Source organism: Dietzia sp. B19 (genome assembly GCF_014145155.1).
Lineage (GTDB): Bacteria > Actinomycetota > Actinomycetes > Mycobacteriales > Mycobacteriaceae > Dietzia > Dietzia natronolimnaea.
This window is the reverse complement of sequence record NZ_JAALED010000456.1, coordinates 1-1,519: the sequence shown is the minus strand read 5'-3', so window position 1 is coordinate 1,519 and position 1,519 is coordinate 1. Positions and strand designations below refer to the sequence as shown.

Annotated in this window: 1 protein-coding gene; it reads left to right on the top strand. The window is 72.2% G+C overall.

Annotated features, from left to right (window positions below):
• Positions 1-135: 135 nt before the first annotated feature.
• A partial coding sequence (locus G6020_RS12800) for an amidohydrolase family protein (protein WP_182610885.1) occupies positions 136-1,519 on the top strand: 1,384 nt, incomplete at its 3' end.

Sequence of the window (1,519 nt, the reverse complement as noted above, 5' to 3'; positions counted from 1 at the left end):
CCGACGCGCCCTCACACCGCCGACGGTTCCACCTGCGTCCCGGCGGCTGGCTGGCCGAGGACCTCCCGGGCTGACACGCCGCGCCGACCGCGCGCGCCCAACCCTTGCCGCCGCCCCGAGAACGAGAGACCCCTCATGATCACCTTCACCGATGCGCTCGTCATCCCCGTGACGACGACCCCGGGAACGACTGCAGCCGACGCCCCGCCGTGGTTCCACGGCTGGGTCCACGTCGACGAGGACGGGCTGATCGCCGCGCTGGGTGCCGGTGATCCGCCGCCCGGACTGCCCGGCACCGTCCACGACCTGGGTGGGTCGATCCTGGCGCCCGGGTTCGTCTCCGCGCACAGCCACCTGTTCACCGCCGGGATGCGCGGCATCGCCCCCGACGACACGCTCTACGGGTGGGTCTCACGGATGGGCGAGATGATGGTCGGGGCCGAGGCCGAGGACCTGTACTGGTTCACCCTCGCCGGCTGCCTGGACTTCCTGCGCAACGGCGTGACCAGCGCCTACAACTTCACCCAGAGCCGGGTGGTGGCGGTGTTCGACCACGCCACCTCCACCCTGGTCGCCGAGCGGGTCCACGACGTCGAGTTCCTCACGCGACAGATCGACGCGCAGGCCGACTCGGGACTGCGGTGCGTCACCTCGACCCGGCTGGACGACGAGCAGCTGCCCGAGGCCGAGTGCTTCGAGGCGTTCGCCCACGTCACCGAGCACCGCCAGCGCACGGTCCCCCGGGACCTGGATCTGGGCGGATCGGTGTTCGGGTCGGTGCAGTGGTCGTCCTCGCCGGTCACCGCCGAACGCGAACGGCACGCCATGGCGACCCACCGTGTGGGCAACCAGGCGCACTTCGTGGAGACCGCCGAGCACCTGGAGGTGCAGCGGGCCAAGTTCGACTGGTACGACCACGCCGGGGTGTTGGGCCCCGCCTTCTCCTTCGGCCACTTCGTCCACCCCACGGACCACATGGTCCGCCGCGTGGCGGAGACCGACTCGGCCGTGATCTGGCAGGCCACCTCCAACGGCCGGCTGGGATCCGGTATCGCCGACGTCGCCGGGTACCGGGCCGCGGGGATCCGGGTGGGGATGGGGCTCGACGACCAGTCCTGCACCGACGTCTCCGACCCGTTCCAGAACATGCGCATCGGCCTCTACACCCAGCGGGCCGTCCACTCCGACGCCTCTGTCCTGGCCGCGCACGAGGTGCTGCGGATGCACACCCTGGGTGGCGCGGAGGCGCTCGGCCTGTCCGGCCGGATCGGCAGCATCGAGGTGGGCAAGCACGCCGACCTGCTGGTCGTGGATCCCACCGCCCCGGCCACCGGGCCGATCTGGGACCCGGTGGCCACGTACGTCCTGGCCTGTTCGCTGCGCAACCTCACGCACGTGTACGTGGGCGGGCGGCTGGTCGCCGAGGGGGCACGCTCACTGCACCCGCTGGCGGACGAGGCCGACGCCCAGCTCACCGAGCGGATGATCCGCTCGGCGCGGGCGCGCGGGTTCGCCCCGG